Annotated in this window: 25 protein-coding genes and 1 pseudogene; 19 read left to right on the forward strand and 7 right to left on the reverse strand. The window is 73.2% G+C overall.

Going from position 1 to position 26682, the window contains the following annotated elements:
- Positions 1 to 35 precede the first annotated feature (35 nt).
- The 5 genes and pseudogenes from AB0C76_RS19865 to AB0C76_RS19885 form a co-directional block, all read left to right on the forward strand.
- A complete protein-coding gene (locus AB0C76_RS19865; RefSeq protein ID WP_359966899.1) occupies positions 36 to 797 on the forward strand; it encodes a DUF1365 domain-containing protein in 762 nt (253 codons plus the stop codon).
- Positions 794 to 2092, forward strand: coding sequence for a cyclopropane-fatty-acyl-phospholipid synthase family protein (locus AB0C76_RS19870; protein WP_359966737.1), 1299 nt, complete (start codon positions 794 to 796; stop codon positions 2090 to 2092). The genes AB0C76_RS19865 and AB0C76_RS19870 overlap by 4 nt, the downstream gene beginning before the upstream one ends.
- Entirely contained in the window at positions 2089 to 2943 is an 855-nt protein-coding gene (locus AB0C76_RS19875) for a DUF1295 domain-containing protein (protein ID WP_359966740.1), read from the forward strand. Before AB0C76_RS19870 ends, AB0C76_RS19875 begins: the two co-directional genes overlap by 4 nt.
- The gene (locus tag AB0C76_RS19880; protein ID WP_359966743.1) at positions 2940 to 4259 is read left to right on the forward strand and encodes a deoxyribodipyrimidine photo-lyase; all 1320 of its coding nucleotides are present in this window, start codon (positions 2940 to 2942) and stop codon (positions 4257 to 4259) included. Before AB0C76_RS19875 ends, AB0C76_RS19880 begins: the two co-directional genes overlap by 4 nt.
- 28 nt (positions 4260 to 4287) lie before the next feature.
- Positions 4288 to 4545, forward strand: a pseudogene (locus tag AB0C76_RS19885) (DUF2867 domain-containing protein); the annotation flags it as partial.
- On the opposite strand, the gene AB0C76_RS19890 reads toward AB0C76_RS19885, so the two are convergent.
- A complete protein-coding gene (locus tag AB0C76_RS19890; RefSeq protein WP_359966746.1) occupies positions 4517 to 4897 on the reverse strand; it encodes a hypothetical protein in 381 nt (126 codons plus the stop codon). The pseudogene AB0C76_RS19885 and the gene AB0C76_RS19890 overlap by 29 nt on opposite strands.
- A 128-nt stretch (positions 4898 to 5025) precedes the next feature.
- Between AB0C76_RS19890 and AB0C76_RS19895 the strand changes: the two genes are divergently transcribed.
- The gene (locus AB0C76_RS19895) at positions 5026 to 5454 is read left to right on the forward strand and encodes a MerR family transcriptional regulator (protein WP_359966749.1); all 429 of its coding nucleotides are present in this window, start codon (positions 5026 to 5028) and stop codon (positions 5452 to 5454) included.
- A 1-nt stretch (position 5455) separates the two neighbouring features.
- Positions 5456 to 5785: a thioredoxin gene (gene trxA / locus AB0C76_RS19900; RefSeq protein ID WP_359966752.1), complete on the forward strand. Its 330-nt coding sequence runs from the start codon at positions 5456 to 5458 to the stop codon at positions 5783 to 5785.
- 93 nt (positions 5786 to 5878) lie between these two features.
- Here the strand turns inward: trxA and AB0C76_RS19905 are convergent, their stop codons facing one another.
- On the reverse strand, positions 5879 to 7114 hold the full coding sequence (locus AB0C76_RS19905) for a hypothetical protein (protein ID WP_359966755.1): 1236 nt from the start codon (positions 7112 to 7114) through the stop codon (positions 5879 to 5881).
- Positions 7111 to 7953 (reverse strand): alpha/beta hydrolase, encoded by an 843-nt coding sequence (locus AB0C76_RS19910; RefSeq protein WP_359966758.1) that lies wholly within the window; start codon positions 7951 to 7953, stop codon positions 7111 to 7113. Before AB0C76_RS19910 ends, AB0C76_RS19905 begins: the two co-directional genes overlap by 4 nt.
- Before the next feature lie 345 nt (positions 7954 to 8298).
- On the opposite strand from AB0C76_RS19910, the gene AB0C76_RS19915 reads away from it, so the two are divergent.
- The 9 genes from AB0C76_RS19915 to AB0C76_RS19955 all read left to right on the forward strand — a co-directional run bounded on the left by AB0C76_RS19915 (position 8299) and on the right by AB0C76_RS19955 (position 18185).
- A complete protein-coding gene (locus AB0C76_RS19915) occupies positions 8299 to 10140 on the forward strand; it encodes an FAD/NAD(P)-binding protein (protein WP_359966902.1) in 1842 nt (613 codons plus the stop codon).
- The gene (locus tag AB0C76_RS19920) at positions 10137 to 10874 is read left to right on the forward strand and encodes a class I SAM-dependent methyltransferase (RefSeq protein WP_359966761.1); all 738 of its coding nucleotides are present in this window, start codon (positions 10137 to 10139) and stop codon (positions 10872 to 10874) included. The genes AB0C76_RS19915 and AB0C76_RS19920 overlap by 4 nt, the downstream gene beginning before the upstream one ends.
- Before the next feature lie 3 nt (positions 10875 to 10877).
- A complete protein-coding gene (locus AB0C76_RS19925; RefSeq protein WP_359966763.1) occupies positions 10878 to 12368 on the forward strand; it encodes a lyase family protein in 1491 nt (496 codons plus the stop codon).
- 95 nt (positions 12369 to 12463) lie between these two features.
- A complete protein-coding gene (locus AB0C76_RS19930; protein WP_359966765.1) occupies positions 12464 to 13402 on the forward strand; it encodes a kinase in 939 nt (312 codons plus the stop codon).
- Positions 13392 to 15656: a pyridoxal-phosphate dependent enzyme gene (locus AB0C76_RS19935; protein ID WP_359966768.1), complete on the forward strand. Its 2265-nt coding sequence runs from the start codon at positions 13392 to 13394 to the stop codon at positions 15654 to 15656. The genes AB0C76_RS19930 and AB0C76_RS19935 overlap by 11 nt, the downstream gene beginning before the upstream one ends.
- Complete coding sequence (locus AB0C76_RS19940; RefSeq protein WP_359966771.1) at positions 15653 to 16372, forward strand: AzlC family ABC transporter permease; 720 nt, start codon at positions 15653 to 15655, stop codon at positions 16370 to 16372. The genes AB0C76_RS19935 and AB0C76_RS19940 overlap by 4 nt, the downstream gene beginning before the upstream one ends.
- Positions 16372 to 16671 carry an AzlD domain-containing protein gene (locus AB0C76_RS19945; RefSeq protein WP_359966774.1) on the forward strand — a complete coding sequence of 100 codons (300 nt, stop codon included), beginning with the start codon at positions 16372 to 16374 and terminating at the stop codon, positions 16669 to 16671. Before AB0C76_RS19940 ends, AB0C76_RS19945 begins: the two co-directional genes overlap by 1 nt.
- Before the next feature lie 186 nt (positions 16672 to 16857).
- A complete protein-coding gene (locus AB0C76_RS19950) occupies positions 16858 to 17601 on the forward strand; it encodes an alanyl-tRNA editing protein (protein ID WP_359966777.1) in 744 nt (247 codons plus the stop codon).
- 251 nt (positions 17602 to 17852) lie between these two features.
- Entirely contained in the window at positions 17853 to 18185 is a 333-nt protein-coding gene (locus AB0C76_RS19955; RefSeq protein ID WP_359966780.1) for a hypothetical protein, read from the forward strand.
- A 312-nt stretch (positions 18186 to 18497) separates the two neighbouring features.
- On the opposite strand, the gene AB0C76_RS19960 is transcribed toward AB0C76_RS19955, so the two are convergent.
- The 3 genes from AB0C76_RS19960 to AB0C76_RS19970 all read right to left on the reverse strand — a co-directional run bounded on the left by AB0C76_RS19960 (position 18498) and on the right by AB0C76_RS19970 (position 20650).
- Complete coding sequence (locus AB0C76_RS19960; protein WP_359966782.1) at positions 18498 to 18944, reverse strand: MarR family transcriptional regulator; 447 nt, start codon at positions 18942 to 18944, stop codon at positions 18498 to 18500.
- A gap of 66 nt (positions 18945 to 19010) precedes the next feature.
- A complete protein-coding gene (locus AB0C76_RS19965; protein ID WP_359966784.1) occupies positions 19011 to 19994 on the reverse strand; it encodes an aldo/keto reductase in 984 nt (327 codons plus the stop codon).
- Positions 19995 to 20050: 56 nt separating this feature from the next.
- Positions 20051 to 20650 (reverse strand): cation:proton antiporter, encoded by a 600-nt coding sequence (locus AB0C76_RS19970; RefSeq protein WP_359966786.1) that lies wholly within the window; start codon positions 20648 to 20650, stop codon positions 20051 to 20053.
- Positions 20651 to 20844: 194 nt separating this feature from the next.
- Between AB0C76_RS19970 and AB0C76_RS19975 the strand changes: the two genes are divergently transcribed.
- The 3 genes from AB0C76_RS19975 (at position 20845) to AB0C76_RS19985 (ending at position 26069) form a co-directional block, all read left to right on the forward strand.
- Positions 20845 to 21030, forward strand: coding sequence for a hypothetical protein (locus AB0C76_RS19975; RefSeq protein WP_359966789.1), 186 nt, complete (start codon positions 20845 to 20847; stop codon positions 21028 to 21030).
- 1106 nt (positions 21031 to 22136) lie between these two features.
- Positions 22137 to 23312, forward strand: a complete 1176-nt coding sequence (locus AB0C76_RS19980; protein ID WP_359966792.1) for an FHA domain-containing protein — start codon at positions 22137 to 22139, stop codon at positions 23310 to 23312.
- Positions 23313 to 23378: 66 nt separating this feature from the next.
- On the forward strand, positions 23379 to 26069 hold the full coding sequence (locus AB0C76_RS19985) for a serine/threonine-protein kinase (protein WP_359966795.1): 2691 nt from the start codon (positions 23379 to 23381) through the stop codon (positions 26067 to 26069).
- A gap of 25 nt (positions 26070 to 26094) precedes the next feature.
- Here AB0C76_RS19985 and AB0C76_RS19990 read toward each other — a convergent pair whose 3' ends face one another.
- Entirely contained in the window at positions 26095 to 26646 is a 552-nt protein-coding gene (locus AB0C76_RS19990) for a hypothetical protein (RefSeq protein WP_359966798.1), read from the reverse strand.
- Positions 26647 to 26682: the final 36 nt, after the last annotated feature.

Raw genomic sequence — 26682 nt, forward strand, 5'->3', positions numbered from 1 at the left:
CCGACGTCCGGCGCCTGCCCGGCCCATGGGGCGCCGTGCTGTACGAGACGCGCACCGCCCACGTGCGCACGTCCCCGCTGCGGCACGCCTTCCGGCACCGCGGCTACCTGTGGCTGGTGGATCTCGACCGGATCCCCCGGCTCCCCTGGCCGCTGGGGGCACTGGCCTCCTTCCGGCCCCGCGACCACCACCTCCACGACGGCGAGGGGAACGTGACGATCCGGCAGGATCTCCAGGACTACCTCGCCGCCCGGGGGGTGCACCTCGGCCGCGGCCAGGTGCTGATGCTCACTCAGGCGCGGTCGCTCGGGTACGTGTTCAACCCGCTCACCGTGTACTGGTGCCGCGACGGGGCCGGGCGCCCGCTCTGCACCGTCGCCGAGGTGCACAACACCTACGGCGGCCGTCACCGCTACCTGCTGCGCCCGGACACCGAGGGCCGGGCCGGGACGCCGAAGGAGTTCCACGTCTCGCCGTTCTTCCCGGTCGACGGCGGCTACCGGATGTCCCTGCCGGAGCCGGGCGAGCACCTCCGCCTCGCCGTCCACCTGGAGCGCCCCGGCGGGCGCGTCTTCACCGCCACCGTGCGCGGCACCGCACACCCGGCGAGCCCCGCCACCCTGCTGCGGGCGGCCCTGCGGCACCCGTTCGCCACCCAGGCCGTGAGCCTGCACATCCGCTACCAGGGCATCCGGCTGTGGCTGCGCGGCCTGCCCGTCCACCCCCGGCCCGTCCCCGACACCGCCCGGCCCTCCGCCGGGCATCCCGTACCCGAGGAAGAGGTGCCCTCCGCATGACCACCACCCCGGCCGCCCCACGGTCGGCACCACCCACCCCGCCGACCCCGGTCGTCGACCCCGCCCGCTGGCCCGACGTCGCCCGCGTGCCGCACGCGCCGCTGCGCGCCGCCGTCGCCGGCCGGCTGCTGCGCCGGGTCGCCGCCCGCCGCGGCCTGCGCGTCGAACTCCCCGGCGGGCGCGTCCTGCGCCCCGCCGCACCCGGCGCCCCCGTGCTGCGGCTGCACCACCCGCAGGCGTTCCTCCACCGCGTCGGCGAGAGCGGCCTGATCGGCTTCGGCGAGGCCTACCAGGCCGGCGACTGGGACAGCCCCGACCTGACCGCGCTGCTCACCGCGCTCGCCGCCGCCCCGCAGACCCTCGTCCCGGCCGGCACGCGCTGGCTGCGCCGGCTGTACGTCCAGCGCCCGCCGGCCGCCGAGTCGCCCACGGTCGAGGGCGCCCGGCGCAACATCCCGCGCCACTACGACCTGTCGAACGACCTCTTCGCGCTCTTCCTCGACCCGACGATGACCTACTCGTCGGCGCTCTTCCCGACCGGCCCCGGCCGGGCGCCGCTCGCGACCTGGGACGGCCTGCCCGCCGCCCAGCACCGCAAGATCGACCGGCTGCTCGACCTCGCCGGCGTCGGCCCCGGCACCCGGCTGCTGGAGATCGGCACCGGCTGGGGCGAACTGGCGGTGCGCGCGGCTTCGCGCGGCGCCCGGGTGGTCAGCCTCACGCTGTCCGAGGAGCAGCTCGCCCTCGCCCGACGCCGGATCGCCGACGCCGGGTACGGAGGACGGGCCGAGGTGCGGCTCCGCGACTACCGCGCCGCCGAGGGCGCGTACGACGCCGTGGTCAGCGCGGAGATGATCGAGGCCGTGGGACGGCCGTTCTGGCCGGACTACTTCCGCACCCTCGACCGGGTCCTCGCGCCCGGCGGACGCGTCGCCCTCCAGGCGATCACCATGCCGCACGACCGGATGACGGCGAGCAGCCGCACCTACACGTGGATCCTCAAGTACGTCTTCCCGGGCGGCCTGATCCCGTCCCTGCGGGCGATCTCCGAGACCGCCGCCCGGCACACCGCCCTGCGCGTGCGCGCGGCCGACGCGTACGGGCCGCACTACGCCGAGACGCTGCGGCTGTGGCGCGAGCGGTTCACCGCGCACGCCGGCCAGGTCGCGGCACTCGGCTTCGACGACGTGTTCCGGCGCACCTGGGAGCTGTACCTCGCGCACTCCGAGGCCGGGTTCCGCACCGGCTACCTGGACGTCCACCAGATCCTCCTCACCCGCGGGGCGCCCTCATGAGCCAGGCCGTCCCGGACGGCGGCGCGTTCGCCCTCAACCTCGCCGTCACCGCCGCCGCCGTCCTCGCGATCATGCTCGCGACGTTCGTCGTCGGGGTGCGCACCGGGCGGCACCGGGCGGTCGACGTCGCGTGGGGCCTGGCGTTCGCCGAACTCGCGCTCGTCGGCTACCTCCTGTCGGACGGCGAGGGCGACCCCGGCCGGCGGGTGCTCGTCACCGTACTCGTCGTGGTGTGGGGCGTCCGGCTCTCCGCCCACCTGTGGTGGCGCGCCCGGGGCCTGCCGGAGGACCGGCGCTACGCCCGCATGCTCGCCCGGGTGCCCGAGGGCCCGGCCCGCGTCCGGTACGCGCTGCGCAAGGTGTACCTGCTCCAGGCCGCGATCGTCTGGTTCGTCTCGCTGCCCGTCCAGGCGGCGCAGTACGTGCAGTCTCCGCCCGGCGCGCTCGCCTGGGCCGGGGTCGGGCTGTGGACCGTCGGTCTGGCCTTCGAGGCGGTCGGCGACCGGCAGCTCACCCGCTTCAAGGCCGATCCCGCCAACCGGGGCCGGATCATGGACCGCGGCCTGTGGCGCTACACCCGCCACCCCAACTACTTCGGCGACGCCTGCGTCTGGTGGGGCGTCTTCCTGCTCGTCGCCGACACGCCCGTCGGATGGGCGTTCGTCCTCAGCCCCGTCCTGATGACCTGGTTGCTGGCGTTCGGCAGCGGGAAGCCGATGCTGGAGCGCCAACTCGCCGCCGAACGCCCCGGCTGGGCCGAGTACGCGGCCCGCACCAGCGGGTTCGTGCCGCTGCCGCCGCGCCGGGACCCGAGAACCCCGACCGCACCACCTGCGAGGCCCCACCCGTGACCGTCTCCATCGCCCTGTTCACCCAGGACCTGCGCCTGCACGACAACCCCGTCCTGCACGCCGCCCGCGCCGCGGGCGACGAGGTCGTGCCGCTGTTCGTCCTCGACCCTGCCGTCGAGGCCGCCGGTTTCGCGGCTCCCAACCGGCTGGCGTTCCTCGCCGACTGCCTCGCCGACCTGGACGCCTCGCTGCGGCGCACCGGCTCCCGGCTCGTGCTCCGCCGCGGGGACACCGCCGAGCAGGCGGCGCGCGTCGCCGCCGAAGCCGCCGCGACCACGGTCCACCTCGCCGCCGGGGCCAGCGCCTACGCCCGACGGCGCGAGGCCGCGCTGCGCAAGCACTTCGGCGACCGCCTGCACGTCCACGACGCCTCGCTGACGGTCGTCGGAGCGGGCCGGCTCACCCCGGCGAACCGCGACCACTACGCGATCTTCACCCCGTACCACCGCGTCTGGCAGGAGTCCCCCTGGCGGACGGTCCTGGGAGCACCCCGGAAGCTCGACACGCCGGACGGCATCGGCAGCGAGGACCTGCCGATCGCGCGCCCGTCCTCGCCCGCCCTGCCGCGCGGAGGGGAGACGGCCGCCCGCGAGGTCCGGCGCCGCTGGGACGTCGACGCGTACGCCGACGTCCACGACGACCTCGCCGCCGACGCCACGTCGCGCCTCTCCCCCTACCTGCACTTCGGCTGCCTGTCCCCCACCGAACTCGCCGTCCGCGCCCGGCAGCACGGCGGCGACGGAGCCCAGGCCTTCGTCCGGCAGCTCGCCTGGCGGGACTTCCACCACCAGGTACTCGCCGCCCGTCCCGAGGCCGCCCGGCGGGACTACCGCACCAAGGACGACCACTGGCACCACGACGACGGCGAGGCCGAGGCGTGGCGCACGGGCCGCACCGGCTACCCGATCATCGACGCCGCGATGCGCCAGCTCGCCCACGAGGGCTGGATGCACAACCGCGGCCGGCTGCTGACGGCGAGCTTCCTCGCGAAGAGCCTCTATCTGGACTGGCGCATCGGGGCCGCCCACTTCCTCTCCCTTCTCGTCGACGGCGACGTGGCCAACAACCAGCTCAACTGGCAGTGGGTCGCGGGCACCGGCACCGACACCCGCCCCAACCGGGTCCTCAACCCGCTGCGCCAGGCCGACCGCTACGACCCCGACGGGACGTACGTCCGCCGTTGGGTGCCCGAACTCGCCCACCTCCCCGGGGCCACCATCCACCGCCCCTGGCTCCTCGCCCCCGACTACCCGGCGCCGATCATCGACCCCGACACCCTCACCGCGCGGCTGCGGCACGCCCGGGGCCTGGACTGACAACCAAGCGCCGGCCCGACCGGAGGAGAACTCCTGGCGGGTCGAGGAGATCGAACCGGGCCGCCTGACCCGGCTGCGCGCCGAGCGGCGGCTCCCCTGCCTGGCCTGGCTGGAGCTCTCCGTCACCCCGGACGGGGACCACGGCACCCGGTACCGGCAGCGCGTGCTGTTCCACCCGCACGGCGTGGCCGGGCACGTCTACCGGTGGTCGGTCGCGCCGTTCCACCCGGTGGTCCTCGGCCGGACGGCCCGCACCGTCACCGAACGCGCCCGCCGGGCGGCCTGAGCGTCGACAGCCACCGCCAGCGGGGCAGTTCGGTGACGCAACAGGCGAGCGCGAGGACGGAGACGAGCACCGCCGCCCACACCGGAAACAGCAGCCAGGCAGCGGCGACGGCCCCCGCCAGCTCCGCGAGCACCATCAGGACCGTGACCCACCCCGGCACCGCGACGACCGTCGCCGGCTTGTCCCCGGGCGTATGCAGAACGGCCGGCACGCCGATCAGCACGACGTCCACCCCGATCGCCAGCAGCACCGAGTGCGGCCACAGCGCGATCGGCAGCCCGACCCACCCGACCAGCTCCAGCCCGGCCCTCAGCCCGGTGGCGTACCAGGGCTCTTCGTACGTGCGCGCCATCGTCGCCCCTCCCCCGTCCACGAGTGCCGTGGCAGCGTAGCGCGCGATGGACTCCGGGCCCACCCGTCCCGCCGGTCCGAACAGCACCGCTGGCCTTGACGTCGGCGTCAAGGTCTAGCGTTCTCCTCATGCGGATCGGCGAACTGGCGGCACAGGCGGGGACGACCACCCGCACCCTTCGGTACTACGAGTCGCGTGGGCTGCTGCCCGCCCGGCGAACCGGCAACGGATACCGGGCGTACGACGAGGAGGACCTGCGGCTCCTGCGGCAGATCCGGACGCTCCAGGACTTCGGCTTCGACCTGGAGCAGACCCGCCCGTTCGTCGAGTGCCTCCAGGCCGGGCACCCGGAGGGCGACTCCTGCCCCGCATCGCTGGACGTCTACCGCAGCCGGCTCGCCGAGCTGGACGAGTGCCTGGCCAGGCTGCACGAGGTGCGCGACCGGGTCGCCGCCCAGCTGGCCCGCGCCGAGCTCCGGGTCGGGGCCGACCATCCGGGCGGCCCCGAGCCGCACTGCGAGTTGTCCGCCAACCACGCCCAGATGAAGGAGAGTTGAAATGACGGGAACGGAACTTCCGGCCGTGACGGACGCGAGCTTCGCCGCCGAGGTGCTCGCGGCCGACGTGCCCGTCCTGGTGAAGTTCACCGCCGACTGGTGCCCGCCGTGCCGGATGGTCGCACCGGCGCTCGCGGAGATCGCCCAGGAGAAGGCGGGGCAGCTCAAGGTCGTCCAGCTGGACGTCGACACCAACCCCGAGTCCCAGGCGGCCTACTCGATCCTCTCCATGCCGACGATGGTGCTCTTCCGCAACGGCGAGCCCCTGCGCAGCATCGTCGGCGCACGGGCGAAGGCCCGGCTGCTGCGGGACCTGGCCGACGTCATCTGATCGTCGGCCCGGGGACGCGCCCGGGGCCCGGCGCGTCCCGAGGGATTGAGGTCGTCGCGGAGGAGCCGTCGGGCCGGCACGATCAGGCACCCCTTACCGGAGCACCTCCGCGAGCGCCTCGCCCAGCGGCGGTCCGTCCATGGCCGCGCGCAACTCCTCGACGGCCGAACGCCGCTCTGCCGTCCCGAGCGCCAGGTACTGCTCGATCCGCTCGTTCAGGCAGCGGCGGAACCGGGCGTAGTGCCCGTCGTCGCGGCGGATCCGCCCGGCCACGTCGACCAGCGCCGCCGTCCCCGCGAAATCGTCCTCCGGGACCGGGCGGTCGGGCAGCAGGTCGGCCAGGCCGACGGCGGTCTTGGCGAACAGGGTCCGCTCCAGCCGGCGGACGGTGAAGAGGTGCGCGTAGTGCTGCTCGGGCAGCGCGAGCGGGAGGCGGCCGAGCGCCAGGGCCTCGTGGAGGGCGGTCAGGCCGGGGGTGAGCAGGTAGTGCGGGGTGGAGGCGACGTGCCGGAGCAGCTCGCGCTGCGGCACCAGCCGACAGTCCGCCCGTCGGCCGTCCACCGTCACCGTGCGCGCCCGCCGGCCGCCGAACGGCCCGCCGCAGACCAGGACGCGGCGGAACCGGGGCCAGTCGCGCAGCAGGTCGGGCAGCCAGCGCTCGATCAGCAGCAGGTAGTCGTTGTGCTCGTCGAAGTCGAGCAGGAAGTTGCGGAATCCGCCGAGGTTGACCAGCAGGTCGTACTCCGGCGCGGCCGGCTCCGCGCTCGCCGCCGCCCGCAGCCCGTCGTGATCGACCAGCGCACCGGTCGTCCGGGGCACCCGCCCGACCCCGAGGGCGGCGAACTCCGCGATCCGCTGCCGCACGCCGGGGAAGTTCTGCACCAGCCCGTGGGTGGCCAGCAGATGGGCGGCCACCACGCGCTCGTGCGGGGAGAGTTCACCGAGGTGCCCGTCCGCCGCCCCGAACCCGGACCGCGGAAGCGTCTCGCAGAGCCCCAGGATCTCCGCCAACGGCCGCTCCAGGCGCCAGAACGCGAACAGGCTGTCCAGCAGGACCACCGGCCGGTCCGCCAGCACGCCGTGCAGCACGAGGTCGGCGTCCATCACGGACACCACGCGGTCGCAGCCGTCCAGCAGCCGGCGCAGGTCCGCGTCGCGCGGTGCCGGTGAGCGGATCTCGTCGAAGGCGTCCGGATTGCAGTGCGCGAACTCGGCGGCCACGCCGTCCCCGACGAAGATCCGCTCATGACCGCTCAACGCGCGCGAGACCGCGACGAGTTCGGCCGCCGGCCCGAACCCGCAGTTCTGCGCCCCCATCACGAGTCTCACGACGCCCCCTCCAGGCCCACCGGCACCGCCGCGGACCCGGCCGGAAGCCCGTCCAGCACCGCACCCAACTGCCGCGCGAACTCCTCCGGGTGCTTGGCGTACCCGGCATGGCCACCCGGGAAGAGCGCCAGGTCGCGGCGGAGGAGGGCGGCGAGCCCGGCGACCGGACGGTGGATCAGGTAGCCGCGCGACTCCAGGCCGCCGGCCGGCGCGATCCGGTCGGCGAGCCCGCTCAGTGCGGCGACGTCCACGGGGAACGCGGTCGTCGGGCGCATGACGTGGGCCAGGAAGAACTCGTTGTTGTCCCGCACTTGGGGCAGCGCGGGCGCCGGCCGTCCGCCGAAGGCGCTCGCGAGGCTCAGCATCGCCGCCGCGACGCCGTCCCGCCGGTAGGTCTCGTACACCCCCTCGAAGAAGGCGACCTGCGCCTCGCTGTCCGGCAACAGCCGCATCGCCGGGGGCTCGTGGGCGACCACCGCCACCACGCGGTCGGGGTTCGTCCGCAGCAGTTCGAGGGCCACGAGCGCGCCGGCGCAGCTCCCCAGGGCGAGCACCGGTTCGTCGCCCACGGCGTGCAGGTCGAGCAGCCGGAGCGCGTCCTGCGCCTGGACGTCGACCCGCTGGTCGACCGGCGGCCCGTGGAGCGCGCTGCGGGAGATTCCGCGCGGGTCATAGCTCAGCACCCGGTAGCGGGCGGCGAGTTGTTCGGCCAGCGGTTCGAAGACCGCAGCGTCCGAGGCGCCGCCGGGCACCAGCAGGAGCAGTGCTCCGGTGCCTCTGAGCTCGTAGTGCAGGCGCGCCCCGGGGACGTCCAGGGTGCCGGTCTGCAGCGCTGCCATCACGTGCTCCAGGCGCGTTCCGGTGTCGGGCGGTCCCCGGCAGGATACCCACCGGAGGCGACCGTTCCGGTGGTCCGACGCGCTGGCGGGAACCGGACGGAGCGCGAGTGCACCCCGGCACGGAAATCGCCTCAGGATCCTCCCGGACAGCACACAGCCCACGAATTGATCGAAGCACCACACGTCACACTGATCGACTACAGACTCTCCTGTATGGACAAGTCGTAATCGGAGTATGGACTTTGGGTTGTCGGTCGCGTAGCGTGGCCGCCGTCGATCTCATCGACTTCTCATGTCTCCGGGGGTTTTCACGTGGCATCGGAGTATTCAATAGCCATCATCGGCATGGGTTCTCGCGGGTGCAGCATCCTTGAGCGGATCGTCACCCTGGCACCCAGGACCGGAAAGCCCGGCGCACCACCCGGCCGGTTACGCGTGGAGCTCATCGACCCCTTATCCGAGGGCGAGGGACTCCATTCCGTCTCACAACCCGACTACTTACTGCTGAATACCTTGTGCGGCGAGATATCGATGTTCCCCGACCGGGACGCGGTCGGGGCGTACGCGGGCGAGCCCGGCCCGAGCCTGTACGAGTGGGTGACCGAGCGCGGTCTGATGATCGCCGGGGACGGGCACACGGTGGGCCGCACCGGCCGTCCGATCCGGCCGAACGACTTCCTGCCCAGGCGGGTGCTGGGCGAGTACCTGCAGTGGTTCCTCGCCCGCCTGCGGGAGCGGACCCCGTCCTGGATGAGCGTGAACGTCCACCGCTCCCGGGCGACCTCGCTGGTCTCGGATCCCGGCTCGGGCGTCCGGATCGGCCTGGCCGACGGTTCCACGGTCGGCACCGATTACGCCTTCCTGACCGTCGGTCACGTCCCCAACCGGGAGAATTCCCCGCCGATCGCGGCCGAATTCCCGTCGGCCGCCGCCCGGCACATCGGCGACCCGTACCCGCTTCCCGACAAACTCGCCGCGATCCAGCCGGAGGATTCGGTGGCGGTCGCCGGTTTCGGCCTGTCGGCCATGGACGTCATCGCCGCATTGACGGTGGGCCGCGGCGGCCGGTTCGTCCGGGACGGCGGGCGGCTGCGTTATCGTCCCGGCGGCTCCGAACCGGAATTGCTCCTCTATTCCCGCTCCGGAGTTCCTTTCCGGGCCCGCCCGCACCGCATGCGAATGAACAGCCGCTTCCAGCCGCTCGTCCTCACCCGGGCGACGGTGGCCGAGTTCCGCGAGGCCGGGCCCCTCGACTTCGACGACTGCCTGTTCCCGCTGCTGCTCACCGAGATGCGGATCGCCTACCACCGGTGCCGCGCCCTGGTCGAGGGCGGCGCCGACGCCGAGGCGGCGCTCGCCGCCGAGCTCACCGCGGCGGCGAACACGGACAAGCTCCCCGCGACGCTCGACCTGCTCGACCAACTGCACGGCCCCTTCGACCCGTTGAAGGCCTGGGACGACTCGGCGGCCATGGAGCTGCACGACAGCGCCGGCTATCAGCACTGGCTGACGGAAACGATTCGCCACGATCTCGTCGAGGCCGAACGCGGGCTGGACCACAGCCCCCTGAAGGCGGCCCTGGAGGCGGTCCGCGAGGTCCGCGACACCCTGCGCGACGCCGTCAACTTCGGCGGCTTGACCAGCGCCTCCCTCGACCGGTTCCTGCGCACCACCGTGCCGCTGTTCAACCGCGCGGTGGTGGGCCCCCAGAAGGAGCGGCACGCCGAACTCCTCGCCCTCATCGAGGCGCGGGTCGTGCGCACGCCGTTCGGCGCGGCCCCGTCGCTGCACTGGAACGACGACGGCGGCCGCTGGACCCTCGCCTCGACCCGCCTGGCGACCCCGCACCGGGAGGACGTCGACTGGCTCTGCGCGGGAAACTCGCCCTGGCCCGCCGTGGACTCCTCCGCCAGCCCGCTGATCCGCTCCCTCCACGAGAACGGCCGGATCCGCCGCCTGCTCCCGGACAGCACCGCCGTGCAGGGCGCCGACGTCGACGCCTCGCTGCACCCGGTCGACGCCGCCGGCGTGAGCGACCCGCGGCTCTGGCTGATCGGGCCCCTGTGCGAGGGCGCCACCTTCTACAACCACCTCGTTCCGACCCCCGGATACTCGCGCGCCTTCGTCGACGCCCACCGCTGCGTCGCGGAGCTCTTCGCCCTGGACAACGAGAGGACCGCCCAGTGACCACCGACACCACCGCCGGCCGCCCCGGCGCCGCCAACGAGCAGGACGAACTCGCCAAGGGCCAGTGGAACGACGCCTACCGGCTGGAGGACGGCCACACCAACCTCTGGGGCGACCCGCCGGTGCCCTACGTCGTGAACGCGGCCAAGCTGTTCGCCGACCACGACGCCTTCGTGGTCCTGGACCTGCCGTGCGGCGACGGCCGCAACCTGCCACCGCTCGCCCAGGCGGCCACCGTCGTCCTCGGCGGCGACACCTCCCGCAACGCGATGGGGATCGCCCGCCGGGTGGTGGCCAAGGCCAACGCCGACAACGTCGTCTTCAAGGTGACCGACGCCTTCGCCACCGGGCTGCCCGACGACTCCGTCGACGGGATCTTCTGCTGGGACCTCCTCGGCCACCTCACCGAGCCCGTCAAGGCGCTCCAGGAGCTGTACCGGATCTGCCGCCCCGGCGGGCACATCGTCGCGAACATGTGGACGATGAACGACTGTCAGGTCGGCGACCCCGGCATGAAGGAGGTGCGGCCGAAGGAGTACCTGGACCACGCCGACTTCTACTGCCGCTTCTTCGACCGCCCCGACCTGGACGCCTACCTCGCCGACGCCGGGCTCGCCGACGAGGTCGCCGCGGTGGAGCTGCTGCGCTGGATGGAGCCCCCGCACGCCGGCTACCGGCCCTACTTCCACGAGCACGAGAGCCTGGCCTTCACCATCCGCAAGAAAGGTCTGTGACCCGTGGCGGCTCCCCTGACCGGAAGGATCACCGCGAACCCGCACACCCTGCTGCACGAGGAAGTCCTCGCCCCGCAGTTCGAGTTCGAGCTGGAGCACCTCCTCCCCTGGTACCTGGCGGTCGAGAAGGTGCTCGCCCTGGAGTACCTGCGGATGGGCCTGATCGACGCCGGGCAGGCCGAGCTGATCGGCAAGGCGCTGCACGGCGTCACGGCGACGACGCTCTCCGCCGATCCCGAGCACAACATGTCGGACATCGCGTTCGCGCTGGAGCGGCACGTCGACGGCCGGCTGCCCGCTCCCGTCCCGGCCTGGCACGTCGACCGCAGCCGCAACGACCTCCAGGCCTGCGCCCAGGTGATGTTCGCCCGGCACCAGCTGGCGCTCACCGCCGACGCCCTGCTCGCCCTCGGCCGCTCCGCCCACCGCCTGGCCGGGGAGACCACCGAGCTGCTCATGCCCGGGTACACCCACGCCCAGGCCGCACAGGTCATCACCCCCGGCTACTACCTCGCCGCCGTCGGCGAGGAGGTGCTGCTGGCGGCCCGCCGGCTCCTCACGGCCTACGACGAGATCGACCTGTGCCCGCTGGGCGCGGGCGCGATGGCCGGTCAGGAGCTCCCGTGGGACCGTGACCGCGCCGCCCGGCTGCTCGGCTTCGCCGGCCCGCGCCCGCACGCCCTCGTGGCGGTCGCCTCCCGGGACTGGGCGCTGCGCATCACCGGCGAACTGTCGCTGTTCGGCGTGGTGCTGAGCCGCTTCACCACCGACCTGATCTCCTGGGGCAGCAGCGAGTACGGCTTCATCGACCTCCCGGACGCCTACGCCGGGATCTCCTCGGCGATGCCGCAGAAGAAGAACTTCCCGCTCCTCGAACGGATCCGCGGCAAGACGGCCCACCTCGCCGCCTTCCACGTGGACACCCTGACGGGCCAGCGGAACACCCCGTACTCGAACTCGGTCGAGGTCTCCAAGGAGGCCGGGGCCAACGTCCTGACGGCGTTCCGCACCGCCCGCAGCGCGTTGACCCTCGCCACCGCCGTCCTGGACAACCTGGAGTTCCGCGCCGACCGCATGCGCCAGGCCTGCGAGCGCGAGTTCCTCGGCGGGTTCACCCTCGCCAACCTGCTCACCCTCGACGCGGGCGTCCCGTGGCGGACGGCCCAGGTGGTGGCCGGTGGCTACGTCCTGGCCGCCGTCGAGCAGGGCGCGTCCCCGCAGGACGTCCGGCCCGACCTCCTGCGGAAGGTCGCGAAGGAGCACGGCTTCGAGATCCCCGAGCCGCAGCGCCTGCTCGCGACCGCCTTCGACACCGACGCGAGCATCGGGCGCAAGGTCTCCGCCGGGTCGACCCGGCCGGACGAGGTCCGCGCGATGCTCACCGACCAGTCCGACCGCTACGACGGGATCCAGGCCGCCTGGGACGCCCGGCGCCGCCGGATCCGCGAGGCCGGGGCAGAGTCGGACCGCCTGCTGGGCCTCACGTCCGCCTGAACCGCCGGCGGGACACGGCAACGCCCGGCGCCGCACGGCGACGGACGATCATGGACACCCACCGACGGCCGATGACGGTCAACGAGGAAACCACCATGTTCATACGGAAGGAAGCGGGCATCGGGGTCGCCAACGGCACCTTCGGGGAACTGCTGCAGGGGATGCTGCTGGAACGCCAGCGCCGGTTCCTGGTGACCCTGCCCATCGACGCCTGGTCGACGGCCGTCTTCCGGGCCACCACGACCACCGACGAGATCACGGTCACACCCGCCTGGAAGCACAAGTCCCGACGGCTCGCCACCCGGATCCTGCGCGCCCACGGGTACATCGGCGGCGGCACCCTGGAGCTCGACACCGCGATACCCGAGGGCAAGGGCCTGGCCAGTTCCTCGGCCGACCTCGTCGCCACCGCCCGCGCCGTGGCCGACGCCCTGGGGATCACGCTCACCGAACCCGAGATCGAGTACTTCCTGCGCGGGATCGAGCCGTCCGACGGCGTCATGTACGCGGGCGTCGTCAGCTACTACCACCGCGAGGTGCGCCTGCGCGAGCGGCTCGGCTTCCTGCCCCCGCTCACCGTCGTGGCCCACGACCCCGGGGGCACGGTCGACACCGTCGGATTCAACCGGACCGTCACGGCGCCGACCCTGCGCGAACGCCGCGAGTACCGCGACCTGCTCGACACCCTGAGCACCGCCGTGGGCTCAGGCGACCTCGCCACGATCGGCGAGGTCGCCACCCGCAGCGCCGAACTGCACACCCGCCGGCTCCCCCGCCCGGACTTCGAGGAGCTGCACCGGATCTGCCGCGACCACGACGGCCTCGGCCTGGTCGTCGCCCACAGCGGCACCGTCCTCGGCATCCTCCTCGGCGAACACGGCACCGACCCGCAGCGGCTCGAACAGGTCCTCGCCCGCTGCGCCCGCCTCCCGGGCGCGGTCGAGGTCCACCGCACGCTCGGCAAGGCCGACTACGACACCCCGCACCCCTCTGTCCACCACGCCGGCTCCATCGGAGGAGACTGTGCTCTTTGACAGTGTTGTCGACGCGATAGGCCACACCCCGCTCGTCCGGCTGCGCCTCGACGCACCCGCCGGCGTGGAGGTCTTTGCCAAGCTGGAGTGCCAGAACCTCTTCGGCATGAAGGACCGGGTCGCCCGCAACATCATCCTGACCGCCAAACGGACCGGCGCCCTGTCCGACGGCGCCGCGATCGTCGAGAGTTCCTCGGGGACGATGGCCCTCGGCGTGGCCCTCGTCGGCCGCGCGCTCGGCCACCCCGTCCACATCGTCACCGACCCGCGCATCGACGAGATCACCCTCGCCAAACTGCGCTCCCTCGGGTGCGAGGTCCACATCGTCGAGGCCATGACCGGGACGGGCTGGCAGGGCGCCCGCCTGGAGCTCCTGGCCCAGTTGCGCGCCGAACTCCCCGGCGCGTTCTGGCCGGACCAGTACGGAAACCCCGACAACCCGGCCGGCTACCGCGCCCTGGCCGCCGAACTGCTCGACGACCTGGGCGGGTTCGACGTGCTGGTCGGCTCGGTCGGCAGCGGCGGCTCGCTCTGCGGCACGGCGCGGCAGTTGCGGACCACCCTGCCCGAGCTGCGGGTCGTCGGGGTGGACTCCGTCGGCAGCGTCCTGTTCGGCCAGCCCGACCGGCCCGGACGCAAGCAGAGCGGCCTCGGCAACAGCCTGATGCCGGGCAACCTCGACCGCCGGCTGATCGACGAAGTGCACTGGCTCAACGACCTGGAGGCCTTCACCGCGACCCGCGACCTCGCCCGCGACCAGCAGATCTTCGCGGGCAACACCTCCGGGTCCGTCTACCAGTTGCTGCGCCACCTGGCGGCCCGGGCAGCCCCGGGGACGAAGATCGTCGGCATCCTCCCCGACCGTGGGGACCGCTACACCCGCACCATCTACGACGACGCCTACTGGACCGAGCACCAGGTGGACCGGCAAGTGCCCGCCACCGCGCCGGTCACGATCACCCCGAGCCAGGTCGCCGAGCGCTGGTCCCGCGCCGAGGAGATCGAACGCTCCGCGGACCGCCAGCGCCTGCTCTTCGTCGAGTCGAACACCACCGGCACCGGCATGCTCGCCCTGCGGCTCACCCGGGACCTCGGACTCACCCCGGTCCTGCTCACCAACTCCCCCGAGCGCTACCCGGGCGTGGCCGACACCGGCTGCGAGGTGGTCACCTGCGACACCAACTCCGCCGCGGCACTGCGCGAGACCGTCCGCGCCACCTGGCGCCGGGAGGAGATCGCCGGGGTCGCCACCACGAGCGACTTCTACCTCCCCGCGGTGGCCGGACTCACCACGCTCCTGGGCCTGCCCGGGAACTCCGTGGAGAGCATGGCCGCGTGCCGCGACAAGGCGCTCACCCGGGCCCGCCTGGCGCAGGCCGGTGTCCGGCAGCCGCGGTTCGCGATCCTGGCCGACCCGGCGGAGGTGCCGGAGGCGGTGGCCCGGATCGGCCTGCCCTGCGTGGTCAAGCCCGCCGACGACAGCGGCTCCAACAACGTGCTGCTCTGTTCGACGACCGAACAGGCGGTCGCGCAGAGCCGGGTGATCCTCGCCGAGACGGTCAACGTCCGCGGCCAGGCCACCGCCGGCACGGTGCTCGTCGAGGAGTACCTGGACGGACCGGAGTTCAGCGTCGAGACGTTCAGCTGGGCGGGCGAGGTGCGCTGCGTCGGGATCACTCAGAAGCACCTCGGCGGCCCGCCGCACTTCGTCGAGCACGGCCACGTCTTCCCGGCCGCCGTGCCGCCGCACGTCGCGGACGACCTGACCGGGGCCGCCCGGCGGGCCGTGCGGGCGGTCGGGCTGACCAACGGCGCCGCCCACACCGAGGTCCGGCTCACCCCGGAGGGCGCGGCCGTCATCGAGGTGAACGGCCGCCTCGCGGGCGGGATGATCCCCGAGCTCGTCCGGCTCTCCACCGGGATCAACCTGCTCGAGGAGCAGGTCCGCGCCGCCCTCGGCCGCCCGCCCCGGCTGGACCGCGCCCCCACCCGGGCCGCCGCCATCCGCTTCCTGCTCGTCGAGCGCGAGGGCACCTTCTCGCACGTCTCCGGGACCGAGGCGGCGCAGGCCGTCGAAGGCATCCGCCATGTCACCGTCACGGCTCGCCCGGAACAGCGGGTGGAGCCCGCCAAGAACGCATACCATCGGCTCGGCTACGTCATCGCCGAGGGCGAAACCCCCGACGCGGCCGCTGAGTTGTGCGCCAAGGCGCACGACGAACTGACGATCGTGCTGCGAGAGCGGAACCCATGACCAAAGCGCAACCCACCGCGAGCCCGGTACCCACCGCCGACAGCTGGCCGCGGCAGAGAGCCGCCGTGCTGCGGGACGCGGTGGGCGTCGGGCTCGCGGTCGGCGCCCTGGGCCTGTCCTTCGGCGCCCTGGCCGTCGTCGCCGGCTTCTCGGTGGTGCAGAGCTGCGTGCTGTCCCTCCTGATGTTCTCCGGCGCCTCGCAGTTCGCAGTGATCGGCGTCCTCGGCGCCGGCGGCGCGGCCCTCACCGGCGCGGCGACCGCGACCCTGCTGGGCGTGCGCAACAGCCTCTACGGGCTGAACCTCTCCGCCCTCCTGCAGGTCGGTGGCCTGCGGCGGGTGGCCACCGCGCAGCTGGTGCTCGACGAGAGCTCGGCGATGTCCATGGGCCGCAGGACCGAGCGCGAGGCGCGGCTGGCCTTCTACGCCACCGGCGCGGCCGTCTTCGTCTGCTGGAACATCGCCACGCTCGCCGGCGCCCTCGGCGCGAAGGTCCTGCCCGATCCGGAGGCGCTCGGCCTGGACGTCGCGTCGCCCGCGGCGTTCGTCGCCCTGCTGATGCCCCGGCTGCGCGAACGGCGGTTCTGGGCGGTGGCCGTGGCGGCGGCCGCCGTCGCGCTCGCCGGGGTGCCGTTCCTGCCCGTCGGGGTGCCGGTGCTGCTCGCCGGCCTGGTCGCCGGCGTCGCCGGCCTCGCGCTGCGGAAGGAGAGCCGCTGATGTGGACCGCGATCCTGCTCGGCAGCCTCGGCGTCTACCTGCTCAAGCTGGCCGGCCTGTGCGTGCCGGAGTCGGTGCTCAAGCGGCGGCGGGTCCAGGAGATCTCGGCGCTGCTGCCCGTCGCCCTGCTCGCGGCACTGGTCGCCGTGCAGACCTTCAGCCGCGGCCACGGCCTCGTCCTGGACGCCCGCGCGGCCGGCTTCGGCGTCGCGGTGGTGGCCGCGCTCCTTCGGGCGCCCTTCCTCCTCGTGGTGGCGCTCGGTGCCGCGACCGCCGCGCTGCTCCGGCTGATGAGTTGACGTAGCGTCACGTGTCCGACGACGGACCGCGTATGCTCGGAGCGACTGGCGACGCGCGGCCGTACAGGCGGTTTCGGGCAGGTCCGCGCGCGGGGATCGCCACGCGTACCGCAGAACTACCGCAGTGTCACCGGAAAGGAGAGGGAGCCGACGGGCCCGGTCGGGCGGCCGCGGCTCCAACTGCCCATGGGAATCGACCACCACGGCCGCACGTACCGGCTGGACTGGGAAGACGTCACGCTGAGGGAATGGGACTGCACGGTCCTGTGGTCGGATCCGGCCGATCCCGAGGCCGGGATCGTCCTGGACCGCTCGGCCTTCTACCCCGGTGGCGGCGGCCAGCCGCCGGACCACGGCGTGCTGATCTGGCAGGGCGTGCAGACCTCGATCATCGGCACCCGCAAGGGCGACGACCTCTACCTGCTGCCGGCCCCGGGCGACCCCGTCCCGCCCGCTGGCACCACCGTCACCGGCGCCCTCGACGACCAGCGGCGCAGCTCCCTGATGCGCACCCACTCCGGGCTCCACGTCCTGTGCGGCACCGTCTTCCGGGACTTCGGCGCCCTGGTGACGGGCAACAACATGGAGCCGGGCGAGGCCCGGATGGACTTCAACCTGCCCGAGGTCCCGCCGGGCTTCAAGCAGGCTCTGGAGGACGCCGTCAACGCGGAGATCTCGGCCGACCGCAAGATCGTGGTCCGGACCCTGCCCAAGGAGGAGGCCGAGGCCATCCCGGACCTCGTGCGCACCCAGTTCAAGGCGCCGCCGGACATGCCCGAGGTCCGCGTGGTCGACATCGTCGGCCTCGACGCCCAGGCCGACGGCGGCACCCACGTCGCCTCCACCGGCCAGATCGGCCGCATCACCGTCACCAAGGTGGAGAACAAGGGCCGCCAGAACCGCCGCGTCCGCATCCGCCTCGAGCCCTGACCCGACGACCCGCCCCTCGCCGGCCCACGCCCCAACCCACCGGGGGGCGTGGGCTCTTGGTTCCAGCGGTACGTGCACGTCCACAGGAGTACGGCGCCGTAGGACCTGGGACCCGAGCCCGACCGTCGAGCTCGTCCCCGGCGGCGAACATCCTGGGCGGGAGGTGCGATGGTCTCCACCGGCTCCGACCTCGCCCGTTCTTTCTTCTCCGAGCTCCTGCGCGGTCGGCTCCTCAAGGGCCCCGCAAGCAGATGCGCACCACCGTCCGCCCGAGCAAGCCCGGTTACGGCCACGGACTGGGGATCATGAGCACACGGCTGCCGTGCGGCAGGACCGCCTGGTACCACAACGGCGCCGTCCCCGGCTTCGAGACCTGGAGCGCCGCCACCGACGACGGACGCGCCGCCAGCGTCACGATGACCGTCGAACCCACCCGCCAGGAGGAGACCGTCCGTGGAAAGTGCCATCGCCACGGCGCTGTTCCCCTGAGGAACCGCAGGCCGCGGCCCCGCATGGGCGCTGGTCCGACGGCAATCGCAAAAAAGTTCCCCTCCGCCGAAACCTTCGCGCCTCGTCATGACTGAAACACCGTCAGGGCGGGCATAACAATGACAGCCACCGACGGCCTCGGCTGAAGCTCCCCCACGAGCCCAACCGAGGCCTGGCCGGCGACCGGGCCTGGACGTGACTCCCCCCACGGAGTGGCGACCAGGCCCGCATGGTGTTCAACCAGCGACACGCAGCGTACATGCCATATCAACGTAACGCTACTGTGCCGCCGGGATCGAGCGCCGCCGGGCCAGGCGGGAGCCACCCTTCGCGACGCCGTCAGCGCCCCTGACCTGCACCGACCAGCACGCCACCCGAGATCCCGGAGCCCAGCGACAGGGACCGGATCAGCGTCTTGACGACCGGGGCAGGGACTCGACCAGCGCGGAGCGCTGGTCCGGCGAGAGCCGCGCGACGATCTTCGCCACCTCGCGGTGCCGGTGGCCGAGGACCTCGTCCACCAGTCGCCGGCCGGCCGGGGTCAGGTTCAGCACGACCTCCCGGCGGTTCCCGGGATTGGCCTGACGGTCCACCAGGCCCGCGGCCTCCAGCCTGTCCACCGACCGCATGGCCGTCGACGGGTTGACGGCCAGCGCCGAGGCGAGCACCGCGAGCTTGGTGGAGCCGAGGTTCTTCAGCACGACCAGCGTGCGCAGCTGGGGCACGCTCAGCGAGACGTCGACGTCGGCGAGCGCGCGGGCCGACAGGGCGACGGAGAGGCGCGACGCGGCCATCACCGACGCGATCACCTCGGCAGGGTCGCGTGACAGGCCGTCGGTGCCGTCATCTCCCATGGGATCTCTATATCGCACCGCTGATCGCACCCTCTTCAGCCACTGCGGCCCCACGGCCGGCCGCCGTCACCAGCGGTCGTGCACCTGCGGCCGGATCCGGCGGTCGTACAGCTCCCGCACGGCCTCCAGGGTGGCCCCCGGCAGCGGTGCCAGGTCCGCGGCGGCCGCGTTGGCCCGCGCCTGCGCCACGTTGCGGGCACCCGGGATCACCGTCGTCACCCCCGGCTGCTGGGTGATCCAGCGCAGCGCCGTCTGCGCCGCCGTGGCGCCCTCGGGCGCGAGCGCGGCGAACTCCGCCGCCGCCTCGACACCGGTCGCGAAGTCCACCCCGGAGAAGGTCTCGCCCTGGTCGAAGGCCTCGCCGTGCCGGTTGTAGGTCCGGTGGTCGTCGGCGGCGAACACGGTCTGCCGGGTGTAGCGGCCCGACAGCAGTCCGGAGGCCAGCGGCACCCGGGCCAGGATCCCCACCCCGGCGGCCTCGGCGGCGGGCAGCACCCGCTCCAGCGGCTTGAGCCGGAAGGCGTTCAGGATGATCTGCACGCTCGCGACACCGGGGCGCGCGATCGCGGTCAGCGCCTCCGCGCAGGTCTCCACGCTGACCCCGTACGCGGCGATCCGCTCCTCCGCCACCAGGGTGTCCAGCGCGTCGAACACCTCGTCCGAGGAGTAGACGGGCGTCGGCGGGCAGTGCAACTGCACCAGGTCGAGCCGCTCCACCCCCAGGTTGGCCCGTGAACGGTCCGCCCAGGCCCGGAAGTTGGCGAGCCGGTAGTGTTCGGGCCGCTGCTCGACCCGGCGGCCGAACTTCGTGGCGACGAACACCCCGGCGTCCGGGCGGCCCTTCAGGTAGCGGCCGATCAACTGCTCGCTGCGGCCGTCTCCGTAGACGTCGGCGGTGTCGAAGAGGGTGACGCCGGCCGCCACGGAGGCGTCCAGCACGGCCAGGGCGTCCTCCTCGCGGACGTCCCCCCAGTCCGCGCCGAGCTGCCAGGTGCCGAGTCCGACGATCGAGACGGGACGGCCGGTGCGGCCGAGTACGCGCTGTTCCATGACGTTCAGCCTCTCACGCCGCACCGCGCGGCACCCGGCGCCGCCCCGGCCGGCCGTCACTCCCTCGGCGCCCCGGCCTCCTCGTGCCCCGGGGTCGCGGCGGTCGCGACCGGCCCGGCGGACCGACCGTTCAGGAGCCGTGCGATGGCCACGGACCCGGCACCGTGGATCAGGATGCTGCCGAGCACCGTGAGCGTCATGGTGTCCAGCGCGGTGACGGCGAGCGGCCCGTCCGGGAGGCCGTTGAAGGCGAGCAGGCCGAACACGATGGACGTGGTGCCGCGCGGACCGAGCGCGCCGACCATGAGCCGTTCGCGCCGGCTGAACGTCGAGCCGAGGAACGCGAGCAGGACCGGCACGATCCGCACCACGGTGAGCGCGGCGACCGCGACCACGACGATCGACCAGTCGACGCCCTCGCTCACCGTGAGCACGACGGCGTTGCCGAAGAAGAACCACATGCCCATCGTCATGATCGAGTTGGTGTCCTCGATCAGCTGGAAGTCCGAGACGTCCGGAGCCGAGGCGCCGTGCCGGCGGACGGGTGCCTGCCGGATGAACCGGAAGGCGATGCCGCACACGAACGCGGCCACGAAGCCGTTCCCGTCCACCGACACCGTCACCGTGTACGCGATCAGCGGGGAGACGAGCACCATACACGTCGTACCGGCTGCACTGGTTCCCGTACGAGCTGACCAGGTGCCCGGACCTGAAGCGGAGCACGGTGAGCACGCGCGCCTTGTACGGGAACGAGAAGTTCCGCCCACCGTTCCCCCCGCTCCGGTCCGGCGGCGGGGCAACGGGACGGGGTTCCCCGGCGGTCGGTGCGTGCAGTGTGTGCAACCGGCCCTTGGACGGCATCGGGACCCACCAGGCGTGGATCTCCCTGCGGGTCGCCACCGACGTGCTTCCGCTCCTGGTCAACGCCTGCTCCGAAGCCTGCGTCCAGGCACTCCCCACACCTCCGGACGGCTACGTCCGGACCCCCCACCCCGGCGGCCCCGGGATCGACCAACCCACGGCCGACTACGCCTGACCCCCGTTCCAGGTGCCGACAGCCGCTGCGGACCTCGGCGCAGCCGAGGACCTCCGGGGCGCGAAGTGGTCCAGCGCGTCGGCGGGTCCGGTGTTCGAGGCCCTGCCCGGGATCGGGACGTCCCGGTGATCGGCGGCACGGCGCGGAGCGGCTGACGGCCCGACAAGTGATCGGTCGGCTCGGCGGCGGACGCGGCCACCGCACGTTCGCCGCGACCGCCCCGCCCGTCCGGCAGTCACGGCCCTGCCACGGTCCAGCTACGAAAATCCCGGCCCCGGGGCATCGCACCCGGAGGTCATGTACCTTTTGACCAACGGTGACTGACTGATGATCAGCTGGCCTGCTTTTCCATGACTGATGCAGGGGCGTGACATGGCTTCTCCTTCTTCCGACCCATGGTTGAAGCAGCACACAGTTCAGATCGTTGCGGCGATTGTCGGGGCGATCGGTGCGATCGCGGTGGCCTTCATCAGCGGCGTCTTCACGCACCCCTCCTCGGCCGCGCAATCTCCCGGATCACCGGTCGAAGTATCGGTTCCGGCTCCCACTCCGACCCCGGAACCAGCGCCGAACCAGCCCCCGGCTTCCCCTCCGGCACCCGCCACAACGGTCGCCGGAGCAGGAGAAGGTGGCGCGGACAGCTGGATCGCACAGCTCTACTCCGAACCGGTCTCCACAGGCATCGCCACTCGGGACCAACGGCTGGCACAGGTCCGGGCCGACGTACCAACGGCCCAGGTCTTGCGAAGCGACGACTTCGCCTCACTGCGCCCCGGGTACTGGGTCATCTACGAACCGGGCCCCTTCAGCGACGGTTCCGCGGCTCTCGCCTTCTGCGCAACCCATGGCCGAGTCGGCAAGGACCGATGCATCGGCCGCTTCCTGAGCCATCGCGCCGCAGACTTGCAGTACCAGTGTTTCCCACCGGCCGCCAACCCATCCGGCTACTGCAGGCACAGTTGACGACGCAGGGAACGTCGCACGGTTGGCGACGTCCGACAAGCCGAGGGCCACACGGTTCGTTCTGATCGTCACAGCATCAGGGAAGATCTCAAACGCGCGGCCTCGTACCACCGGTCGGGGCGCGGGAACGTGCGGGGGTGGAAGTGGCGAGTGATCAGGCGCAGTTCCGGCGGATGGAGCGCCACCTGCGCGGCGACGCCGAGGACGTCGACTACCTGATCGACCTGTCGAACGTCGTGCGGGAGACCGCGCTCGGCGGGGAGGCGCCCCGGGCCCTCGGGCGGCTGCGCCTGGTCCTGCGCGCCCTGCGGGAGTTCACCGGCGACGACCGGGTCACCGTCCACGCGATCGCCGACGACAGCCTGATGCGGCCGGAGTCCGACGGGAAGTACCCGCACCCGGACGAGCCCCGTCTGCTGCGCGAGTGGCGGGACCGGGGGCTGATCGCCTCGGTCGGCACCGCCGACCTCGACCTGCTCGAACAGGCCGACGAGTACCGCATCAGGGTCATCAGCGGCGACAACTTCATCGGGCACCGGGCGGAGCACCGGTGGATCCAGGGCAACCGCGACCGCTTCCTCAAACCGGTGCGCCCGCACGGCGGACCGGTGCGGCTCGTCCTGCGCGACATGCGGGTCTACTCCGACCGGGAGATCTCCCTCGAGGGCGAGAAGGACCGGCTGCGGGGCGACGGGATGCTCTTCGAGGGCCGGCCGCGGCGCAAGGTGCTGGAGCGGTCCTGGCGCTGCCCCCTGCCGGGCTGCCACCCCGCACCGGCCTTCCGGCGCGGGCGAGTGGTCTGCCGCACGCACGGCACGCTGCTCACCGACACCGGGCCGCGCCGTCCCCGCGTCCAGCTGAAGGTCATGGTGGACGGGCAGTGCCGGGCCTGGCACAACCTGGTGCAGGACGAACGCGTGGAGTTCGTCCTCGGCCGGGCCAACCTCGACCGCATCGAGCTGTGCCACCTCGCCGAGGAGCGCCGGAAGCCGATCAGCCGCGAGCACCTGGTCCTCACCTCTCGCCGGGGCGCCCTCCAGGTGCTCGACACCAGCATGGCCGGCTGCGCGATCCGCACCGCCCGGCCCGGCGCGCGGCCCACCGCCTGGACGGACCTGCCGCGCCTGCGGGAGGAGTCACCGCGGCGCCCGCGGGAGTCCCTGTTCCGCCCCTTCGGCCCGGACGACGAGATCCTCATCGCCCCCGGCGTCGTCCTGTGCCGCAGCGGCCAGCAGTGGCCCGGGGAACGCCCGGCGGCGGTGCCGGCCAAGGCACCCCGGCGCTCGTCCAGGGCGGACGAACCCACCCGGTTGGGCTGAGCGGAAGCGGACGGCGGACCCGGTCCAGTCCGGCGGAACAGTCAAAGAGGCGACGAGGAAGACGAGTTGGAACACCTCTGGAACACCGATCCGGATCGGATCGGCCCGTACCGGCTGTACGGCAGACTCGGTGAGGGCGGGTACGGCACGGTCTACTACGCCCGCCGGATCGAGCCGGGCGACTGGGCGGGGCGCGAGGTCGCGCTCAAGGTGATCAGGCCGGACCGCCTGGCGACCGACCAGCGCACCTACCGCGAACGCTTCGTCCGGGAGGTGCGGGCGGCCCGCGCGGTCGGCGGCCGGCACACGGCCAGGGTCGTCGACGCCGACACCACCGCCGACGAGCCCTGGTTCGCCACCCGCTACATGCGCGGCATCGACCTCCGGTCGGCGCTCCGCGTCTGCGGCGGCCCGCTGAAGGGGCGCACCTGGCAGGTCCTCGCCGCGGGGCTGGTCGACGCGCTGACCCGGATCCACGCCGTCGGCCTGGTCCACCGGGACCTCAACCTCTCCAACGTCCTGCTGGACAGCCACGGCCCCTGCGTCATCGACTTCGGCATCGCCCGTGACCTCACCCGCACCGACGGGACCGCCCTCACCGGGGCGGGCAACCCCGGCACCCGTGCGTTCTCCTCGCCCGAGCAACTGAGGAACCGGACGGTGGAGCGGCCGGGGGACGTGTTCTCCCTCGGACTGGTCCTCGCTTATGCGGCGCTCGACCGCCATCCGTTCGGGGCCGGCTCCGAATCGGAGATCACGGCCGACATCCTCGCCGGCCGGCCCCGGCTGGACGGCCTCCCGGCAGCGGTCGCCAGGGTGGTCCGCCCGTGCCTGGAGCCCCTTCCGCAGAACCGGCCGACCACGAGCCGGCTCGCCGCCCTGCTGCCGGCCGCCGAGCCGGACGTCACCGGCTGGCTGCCCTCCGCCGTCCTGGCCGCCATCGTCGACCGCTGGCAGGTCGCGAACGAGCTGCGCGAGCCGCTGCGCCGCCGGCCCGCGGCCGCGGGTCCGCGGCAGTCGCTGACGGTGCCACCGACCGGGCCGGGCCTCTCCCCCACCGCCGACGGCTGGAAGCGCGAGGAGCGCAACCTCGCGGCGTCGCCGACGGCCACCGGAAAGCGGCAGGGGACGACCCAGCCGCCGACAGCGTCGAAGCAGCCCACGGCGAAACAGCCCGCGGCGCGAAAGGAGAAGCCCTCCACGCCGTACGCCGGCCAGCCCGGAGCCAGGTGGAGGGCCGACGCCGAGGCCGGGAACGCCAACGCGATGCGTCAGGTCGCCCTGGCCGTCAAGACGGTCGGCGACGTCCAGGACGCCCTGCAGTGGATGCTGCGGGCCGCCGGGGCCGGCAACAAGACCGCCGCCCGCGAGGCGGCGCAGCTGATCGAGCGGTACTTCCCGCACCGCGGGTCCGAGGCCGTGGCGCTGTACCGGACGGCCGCCCGGGGCGGCGAGTCCCAGGCGGCGATGCGCCTGGGCGCACTGGCGGAGGCCGAACCGGACGGCGTCGGACGGACCGAGGCGCTGGTCTGGTTCGAACCGGTCGCCGCCAAGGGCTCCAACCAGCAGGCCACCGACGCCGTCGCGCGACTCAAGGTGGGCGTCTCCTGGCGCGAGCGCGGGCTCCTGACCGCGTACCGGGACGCACCGCCGGGCAACGAGGGCGTCACCGCGTTCGATGTCGCGAGCTGGTACCACAAGGAGACCCGCGTCCCCGAGGCGCTGCGGTGGTACCTGAAGGCCGCGCAGGCGGGCCATGCGCACGCGATGGTGAGGGCCGCGGAGATCCTCGAACGGACCGGCCGGGCCGAGCAGGCGCTCACCTGGTACCGGCGCGCCGCCGAGAGCCACCACCCTGCGGCGGGCGCGGAGGCGGAGCGGCTGCGCAAGGGTCTGGATCGAGCCCCTGCGCCATCCAGAGCGACGAGGGCCGCCGGCCCGGCCAAGGCGGCCGCACCCGCCAAGGCACCGGCGCAGGCGCAGTCTCCGGCACCGACACGGAAGCTCGCGAAGAAGGCCCCCGCCACCAAGGCGTCCACACCCGCCAAGGCACCCGCCCCCGCCAAGTCCGCGCCGTCCAAGGCCCGACCCCCCTCCGCCGCGAAGGTGCCGATCCCCTCCACGTCGCTCTCCGCCCGGGAGCAGGCGCAGTTCCACGAACTCAACGGCCATCCGGCGCACGCACTCACCTGCTTCCTGGCGGCCGAGCAACAGGGTGACCCCACCGCACCTCGCGAGGTCGCCCGCCTGTCGCTGGTGTTGCACGAGACCGCCCCCACGGGCCAGGAGCGCAAGCGGCTCAGGAAGGCGGCCGTCAAGCGCTACCGCGCCCTGGCCGAGGCCGGCGACCGCGCCGCCGCGTCGATCATGGCCACCCTCGACCCCGCCCGCACCCGCCACTGGCTCGAGCACGCGGCCGCGGCGCACGACGCCGGGGCGATGCGCAAGCTGGCCCGCCTCCACCTGGAGTCGGGCACCGCCCAGGACCACCGGATCGCGCTCGGCTGGCTCCAACGCGCCGGCGAGGCCGGCAATCTGGGGGCGATCCTGGACGGCGCCCGCGCGCTGGAGCGCAACGGCTCGTACCGGGCGGCCATCGAGTGGTACGGCTGGGCCGACGAACGCGGCCACCCCGGCGCGGCCGAGCAGGCCGCCCGGATCGCGGCCGAGCACCCGATCGTCACCGCGGCGCAGCGCCTCCTCTCGAAGAGGAGCTGGCTCCGCCCGCGGGACGACCGCAGGGGCCAGAACCCCTAGAACCGGAGGGTCCGGATCGCGGAGATCAGCGCTGCCAGAGGAACGCGGCCTCGCCGCAGGGTCGGCAGTCGAAGAGGTAGCCCCGGCCCCCGCCGCCGAAGTTCGCGGAGGTGGCGAAGTCGTACCCCTCCTCCAGCTCCGCCGTGAACGTCATACGGGTTGCACACGAAGGACAGTCGGGCGTCTCGTCGTCCTGGATCCAGTCCGGCTCACCGCCGAGCCGTCCGAGGACCAGCCCGTCCACGGGTTCGTCATCGCGGTGGAGGCGCAGCGCGGTGACCGCGCCCAGGAGCGTCTCGCCGTCGGCCGGGACGGTGGCCGCGGTGAGCTCGCCGGAGAAGACGTACGCGCGGTTGGCACCCGAAGCGGCATCCCAGTCGTCGCACATGCCGGGATCGTTCTGGCAGAAGAACACCGAGAACACACCGGTGTCCAGGGGCAGGTGGGCGAGGAACTGCATGGCTCCACCGCACGCGCGGCACGTCGGCCAGACGAACCCGCCAGGCACGAGCGGGACACCTCCGGTGCGCGGCACGGACGCGTCGTCGGTGGTTTCCCCGTCATGGATCAGCAGCATGGAGACACCCTAAGGCCCGCTCGACGGCCCCCTCCA

It is taken from the genome of Kitasatospora sp. NPDC048722 (genome assembly GCF_040650235.1).
Lineage (GTDB): Bacteria > Actinomycetota > Actinomycetes > Streptomycetales > Streptomycetaceae > Kitasatospora.

Coding starts and splice junctions, on each gene's coding strand:
- AB0C76_RS19890 (WP_359966746.1), bottom strand. CDS start 4,897: ATGGCGCGCACGTACGAAGAGCCCTGGTACGCCACCGGGCTGAGGGCC.
- AB0C76_RS19870 (WP_359966737.1), top strand. CDS start 794: ATGACCACCACCCCGGCCGCCCCACGGTCGGCACCACCCACCCCGCCG.
- AB0C76_RS19930 (WP_359966765.1), top strand. CDS start 12,464: ATGTTCATACGGAAGGAAGCGGGCATCGGGGTCGCCAACGGCACCTTC.
- AB0C76_RS19965 (WP_359966784.1), bottom strand. CDS start 19,994: ATGGAACAGCGCGTACTCGGCCGCACCGGCCGTCCCGTCTCGATCGTC.
- AB0C76_RS19895 (WP_359966749.1), top strand. CDS start 5,026: ATGCGGATCGGCGAACTGGCGGCACAGGCGGGGACGACCACCCGCACC.
- AB0C76_RS19990 (WP_359966798.1), bottom strand. CDS start 26,646: ATGCTGCTGATCCATGACGGGGAAACCACCGACGACGCGTCCGTGCCG.
- AB0C76_RS19955 (WP_359966780.1), top strand. CDS start 17,853: ATGCGCACCACCGTCCGCCCGAGCAAGCCCGGTTACGGCCACGGACTG.
- AB0C76_RS19875 (WP_359966740.1), top strand. CDS start 2,089: ATGAGCCAGGCCGTCCCGGACGGCGGCGCGTTCGCCCTCAACCTCGCC.
- AB0C76_RS19915 (WP_359966902.1), top strand. CDS start 8,299: ATGGGTTCTCGCGGGTGCAGCATCCTTGAGCGGATCGTCACCCTGGCA.
- trxA (WP_359966752.1), top strand. CDS start 5,456: ATGACGGGAACGGAACTTCCGGCCGTGACGGACGCGAGCTTCGCCGCC.
- AB0C76_RS19910 (WP_359966758.1), bottom strand. CDS start 7,953: ATGGCAGCGCTGCAGACCGGCACCCTGGACGTCCCCGGGGCGCGCCTG.
- AB0C76_RS19940 (WP_359966771.1), top strand. CDS start 15,653: ATGACCAAAGCGCAACCCACCGCGAGCCCGGTACCCACCGCCGACAGC.
- AB0C76_RS19960 (WP_359966782.1), bottom strand. CDS start 18,944: ATGGGAGATGACGGCACCGACGGCCTGTCACGCGACCCTGCCGAGGTG.
- AB0C76_RS19945 (WP_359966774.1), top strand. CDS start 16,372: ATGTGGACCGCGATCCTGCTCGGCAGCCTCGGCGTCTACCTGCTCAAG.
- AB0C76_RS19950 (WP_359966777.1), top strand. CDS start 16,858: ATGGGAATCGACCACCACGGCCGCACGTACCGGCTGGACTGGGAAGAC.
- AB0C76_RS19970 (WP_359966786.1), bottom strand. CDS start 20,650: ATGGTGCTCGTCTCCCCGCTGATCGCGTACACGGTGACGGTGTCGGTG.